The following is a 5,232-nucleotide window of genomic DNA, read 5'->3' as shown; positions in this document are numbered from 1 at the left end:
GTTGAGCAAATTCTGCGATCAGAACTTCAATAGGCTACCCGCTAGATCGTGTAAGTATACGAGGAGAACGATAGCCTTTATATAAGTAGATGCTAAATGATTGCTCGAAGACGCTTGTTGTTATCTACCGGAGCCTTGTCGGCGTCACTTGCCCTTTTGCTGGCGGTGGACGCGAGTGCGCAGGACATTCAAGTGTCTGATGACCACCATGTCGCCAAGGAATCAAACTACTCTCCTTACGTCGACGAGCACTTCCCGCAGAACGTCTATTTTGGCGACACCCATTTGCACACGGCATGGTCCGCCGATGCAGGAATGGCAGGCGCGACAGCGGACCCGGAGACGGCATATCGCGTTTCGCGGGGCGAGGTGGTTGAAAGTCAAACCGGGCAATCCTTCAAGCTGATCCGTCCGCTTGATTTCGTGGTGGTCGCTGATCATGCGGAGAACCTTGGTATCGCCGACTATCTCAACCGTGGAGATCCTCTGGTACTTGAGAGCGAAGCGGGGCGTCGGTGGTACGAATGGTTTCAAGAAGGAAAAGGCATTGATGCCGCCTACGAATGGAGCGCGGCGAACGCGCGGGGGGAAGACCCTATCGACAGCCCTGATATGAGCTCACGAGTCTGGAACAGCGTGATCGAGAACGCTGAGCGGTACTACGAACCCGGTGTCTTCACGACCTTCATCGGCTATGAATGGACGTCCGGACCTGACGGCAACAACCTCCATCGCAACGTTATCTTCCGCGACGGACCGGATCGAACGAAGCAGGTTTTGCCTTTTTCAGCCTTTGACAGCGATGATCCGGAAGACCTTTGGGCCTATATGCGTCGCTATGAGGAAGAGACCGGCGGAGACGTCCTTGCCATTCCCCATAACGGCAATCTCTCGAATGGCATGATGTTCATGCTGGAGACGTTCGACGGTGCGGCTTTTGATGAGAGCTACGCCAAAACGCGCGCCGAGTTCGAGCCTGTCGTCGAGGTGACGCAGCCAAAGGGGACCAGCGAAGCCCATCCGATGCTCTCCCCGGATGACGCCTTTGCCGACTTTGAACTCATGGACGCCTCCAATCTAACGGGGACGGCGCCAAAGGAGCCAGAAATGCTCCGGACAGAGTATGCCCGCGAGGCCCTAAAGCTTGGGTTGGCCGAGGAAGCACGGATTGGGGCCAACCCCTTCAAGTTCGGCATGATCGGCTCCACAGATAGCCATAACGCCATCCCCTCGACCCGTGAGGAAAACTGGTTTGGCAAGATCTACTTCGTTGAACCGTCGCCGCACAGGAAGGAAGGCATCTTTATCGAGAGCGCCGTCGACCCGAAGTATTCGATCTACGATGTCGATCTCGGCGCCTCCGGCCTAGCGGCCGTCTGGGCGACTGAGAACACACGCGAGGCGATCTGGGATGCCTTCGCCCGCAAGGAGGTCTTCGCAACCACGGGAACGCGGCTTCGGGTACGGGTCTTCGGCGGCTGGGACTTCGCAGAGGACGAGGTCAAGCGTCCCGACTTCGCCCGGGCTGGCTATGCGCGCGGCGTGCCCATGGGCGGGGACCTGAGGGCCGGGCCGGAGGGTGAGGCGCCGAAGTTCATGGTGCGAGCCCTTCGCGATCCTGACGGCGCTAACCTCGACCGCATCCAGATCATCAAGGGTTGGCTCGACAGTAATGGTCAAACGCAGGAGAAGGTCTACGATCTCGTCTGCGCGGACCGCGCGGTAACCGATGGTTCCTGCGAGGGCTCGGTGGGCAGCACCGTCGATCTTGAGAATGCGTCCTACACCAACGACATCGGCCGAGCAGTGCTCGGCGGCTATTGGATAGACCCGGACTTTGATCCTTCGCAGCGGGCTTTCTATTACGTCCGTGTTCTGGAGATCCCGACGCCGCGTTGGACCGCCTACGATGCGAAGTTCTTCGATCTCGAGATGCCAGAGGGAACTGCTATGACCGTCCAGGACCGAGCCTACACCTCGCCCATCTGGTACACGCCGGGAAGTTAATGGCCTAAGTAGAGGGAGCTATCAATAGCCCGCCCTAGACGCAGGTCTTGCTGTCGCTGATGTCCGCTATTAGCCAGAAGCGGACACTACCCAATGCGCTTTCATGTAGCTGGTTCATTTCACTGTCGGGCGCTAAGATTCCCGCTGTCCAAAGTGAAACTCTGAGTAGGTTGCCGGATGAGCGACGTTTTTCAGGTTATCGATAAGGTCGAGATCGAAAAGCAAAAAGCGATTGCGGACCGTCTGGAGGCGAGAGCCCAAATGCCCTCGTTTCTGACAGTCCGAGAGGCATACTTCAAAGAGATTGATTTCAAAGAGTTCGACACTGTTTTGGAACTGGGCTGCGGAACAGGTGTCGTAACACGCGCAATTGCTCGAAGGCCTGATTTCAAGGGCGAGATCAAAGGCTCCGACCTCTCCAGCGCTTTGATCAAGAAAGCCCAGGAGCTCGCCTCAGCTGAGGGGCTGGACGACATCGAATTCTTTCAAGCAGATGCGCAAGGCAGCGATAGGCACGAGGGCGCGTTCGATCTGGTATTGGCCCACACGGGGTAGAGCCATGTTGAGGACCCCAAAGCCCTTCTCGCTGAAGCTGCCCGGTTGACCCGCCCGGGTGGATTGATCGTGGTGCACGACGGCGACTACGCCTCGATGACATTCGATACGGGCGCCCCAGAGTATGACCGCGTACTGCCCGGAAAGTATCTGGACGCCATTGTTGCCAACCGGTTCGTGATGCGCGAACTGCCGCGCCTCCTTTCGAGAGCAGAGCTAAAGCTGGAAAAAAGCTTCGGTTCCGTAGTGGTTGAAGCAGGACAAGGCGAATATTTTCCGACGACGATAGATAGCTATGGCCCCATTGCTATGGCTTCCGGGGCGGTCACCCAGGAGCAAGTGGAAGGGTGGCAGAAGAGCTGCAGGGCGGCGCTAATGGCCAACGCCTTTTTCGGGTCGTGCAACTTCCTCACCTACTTCGTTCGGAAGCCTTGATCCCTTGCGTTCTGATCCGCTTTTAGCCAGGTGGGGACTTTCAATAAGTCATCAGAAATAGACTAGCTGAAGTGACAACCAACCGAGTTGTTCATACCATGCCGTTCACGCATTCGAGTGGAGGTCAAATGCCTGATTACAGCAAGTTACCGCAGATGAACGGTCGGGATATGACATGCGGCGGCGGATTTGAGACTTGGCTGCAATATGTCGATGGATTCGAGCTTCGCCATTTCTGCGCCTTCGAGCTCCTGAATGACAAACGCGGTCTTGCTTGCTTGACAGACTATCACCGAAAGCTCGTAGAGAGTGCCGTGGCGAACGGATTTGGCGTGATCAATGAGGGTCTCCATTACCGTGCTAGCCGTGACTGGGGCGAGCTGATTGGGTTCTCCCGTGATGCCCTTGAGGAGATCAATATCCGCGGGATTGAGTTCTACAAGGATTTCGCTCGCGAGTACGAAAGTCCGGAAACCCCCATGCTTGTGGGCGGCGTTATCGGGCCGCGCGGCGATGCGTATAATGTTGGCGCTAAACCAACAGCCGAGGAATCAGAGGATTATCATTCAGAGCAGATTCTAACTTTCAAGAAGGCGGGAGCTGATCAAGTCACGGCAGCGACATTTTCGAGCGTGGAGGAAGCTGTCGGGATAGCGAGGGCGGCTAAAGCGGCGGACATGCCGATCATAATATCGTTCTTCGTCAAACAGGGAGGGCGCTTGTCGGGTGGAGAGACGCTCGAAGAAGCAATCAGGAAAGTTGACTTCGAAACTTCCAGCGCACCCGCTTACTACATGATCAACTGCACCCACCCTACCGAGTTCGAAGCGGCGCTGACGCCCGGTGATTGGACCCAACGGCTGGGCGGCTTCATGCCCAACGCCGTAGCAATGGACACCTTATCCCTATGTAAGCTCGGCCATTTAGAAGATGGTGATCCCGAAGAACTTGGGGGGCAAATGGCCCAACTAGCAAAGCGATTTCCTCATATCCATGTCTGGGGCGGCTGCTGTGGCACCGATGGCCGCCATATTGGCCAAATTGCACGGCAAGTTAGCGAAGTGCGCCGGGACATGGCTGCCGAATAACTCAACCGATCCCATTTGATGGCCAAAGGTAAAATTTCTGCTTCTAGCCAACAGCGGTAGCGCGGACTCTCTTTCTTGAAACGTATTGAGCAATGTCAATTCAGCTGACGGGCTTCAAAGATATATTCGGTCAACAACATCAATGGAGGTGATCATGTTGAAAAGTGATTCAACCAAGGGTGTGGTGCTTCTGAAAGGCCGGATGCAGCGGGCCACAGAGGAGGAGAGAGTTGGAGTTTTTGCCCACCAACAAGCAAAATCTACTCTCGAAGCAGCCAAATCCAAGCCAACATCTCAAGCGAAGAAAGATCGTTGACCGTCGGCTATTAGCCAGAAGCGGACATCTCGGCCGAGGTGCCTTGCTTCAAGGAAGCAAGCGTCCGTAAAGCGGTCGCTTCATCAGCCATCTGCCCTTTACGTCAGGCAAGCCATCCAACCGGAGTTGGTTTAGGCTAGTGTGATCCAGGCTGCTTGCACCTCTCTTCGCGGAGACGCGCGCTATGTCATCAATCGATCCCGTACTACGGCCAGCCCGTCGCGAAGACGCGGCGCTGATCGCGAGATTGGTCAACCGGGCGGCGGAAGGCCTGCCCAAGCTGTTGTGGCGGGATATGGCCGAGGCAGGCGAAGACCCTTGGGATGTTGGCGAACGGCGCGCCGTCTCAGAAGACGCCGCGATCTCCTACCGCCACACCTGGATAGCGGAGATGGACGGCCAGGCGGCCGGTTGCCTCATCACTCACGAGATACCCGCCAACCCGAACCCCATCCCGGAGGATGAACTGCCGATGTTCATCCCATTGCTTGAGTTGGAGAACGAGGCGCCCGAAACCCGTTATGTCTATGTGCTTTCAACGCTAAAGGAAATGCGCGGCAAGGGGGTGGGAAGCACCCTACTTCGCCACGCCGAGCAGTTCCGCGGCCCCAAGGGCATGAGCTTGATCGTCTCGGACGCCAACCTTGGCGCACGGCGCCTTTACGAGCGTCACGGCTACCGCGAGGCGAACAAGCGCCCGATGGTCAAGATTGGCTGGGATAACCCCGGCGAGCACTGGGTATTGATGACCAAGCTTTGAGAGGCGGTAAACGTGCAGCTGGGCCCGCTTCGAGCCAGAAGCGGACGTGCTAGCGAGCTAACCTGACGTGC

General features: G+C 56.8%; 6 protein-coding genes. All 6 read left to right on the top strand.

All coding sequences use genetic code 11. The features are described from left to right. The first annotated feature begins 96 nt into the window (after nt 1-96). Nucleotides 97-2,007, top strand: coding sequence for a DUF3604 domain-containing protein (locus tag P8X75_14405; protein MEJ1996374.1), 1,911 nt, complete (start codon nt 97-99; stop codon nt 2,005-2,007). Between the two features lie 177 nt (nt 2,008-2,184). Continuing rightward, nucleotides 2,185-2,562 carry a class I SAM-dependent methyltransferase gene (locus tag P8X75_14400; protein MEJ1996373.1) on the top strand — a complete coding sequence of 126 codons (378 nt, stop codon included), beginning with the start codon at nt 2,185-2,187 and terminating at the stop codon, nt 2,560-2,562. A gap of 45 nt (nt 2,563-2,607) precedes the next feature. Further along, nucleotides 2,608-2,997: a hypothetical protein gene (locus tag P8X75_14395; GenBank protein ID MEJ1996372.1), complete on the top strand. Its 390-nt coding sequence runs from the start codon at nt 2,608-2,610 to the stop codon at nt 2,995-2,997. A 128-nt stretch (nt 2,998-3,125) separates the two neighbouring features. Further along, nucleotides 3,126-4,085, top strand: coding sequence for a homocysteine S-methyltransferase family protein (locus P8X75_14390; GenBank protein ID MEJ1996371.1), 960 nt, complete (start codon nt 3,126-3,128; stop codon nt 4,083-4,085). Between the two features lie 154 nt (nt 4,086-4,239). Beyond that, nucleotides 4,240-4,401: a hypothetical protein gene (locus P8X75_14385; protein MEJ1996370.1), complete on the top strand. Its 162-nt coding sequence runs from the start codon at nt 4,240-4,242 to the stop codon at nt 4,399-4,401. Nucleotides 4,402-4,585: 184 nt separating this feature from the next. Next, nucleotides 4,586-5,161, top strand: a complete 576-nt coding sequence (locus tag P8X75_14380; GenBank protein ID MEJ1996369.1) for a GNAT family N-acetyltransferase — start codon at nt 4,586-4,588, stop codon at nt 5,159-5,161. The last annotated feature ends 71 nt before the right edge of the window (nt 5,162-5,232 follow it).

Source organism: Limibacillus sp. (genome assembly GCA_037379885.1).
Lineage (GTDB): Bacteria > Pseudomonadota > Alphaproteobacteria > Kiloniellales > CECT-8803 > JARRJC01.
This window is presented reverse-complemented; position numbering and strand designations above follow the sequence as displayed.

What these genes read in the sequence shown, in the direction of transcription:
- P8X75_14400 (MEJ1996373.1), top strand. Translation starts at nt 2,185, where the DNA reads ATGAGCGACGTTTTTCAGGTTATCGATAAGGTCGAGATCGAAAAGCAA.
- P8X75_14385 (MEJ1996370.1), top strand. Translation starts at nt 4,240, where the DNA reads ATGTTGAAAAGTGATTCAACCAAGGGTGTGGTGCTTCTGAAAGGCCGG.
- P8X75_14405 (MEJ1996374.1), top strand. Translation starts at nt 97, where the DNA reads ATGATTGCTCGAAGACGCTTGTTGTTATCTACCGGAGCCTTGTCGGCG.
- P8X75_14380 (MEJ1996369.1), top strand. Translation starts at nt 4,586, where the DNA reads ATGTCATCAATCGATCCCGTACTACGGCCAGCCCGTCGCGAAGACGCG.
- P8X75_14390 (MEJ1996371.1), top strand. Translation starts at nt 3,126, where the DNA reads ATGCCTGATTACAGCAAGTTACCGCAGATGAACGGTCGGGATATGACA.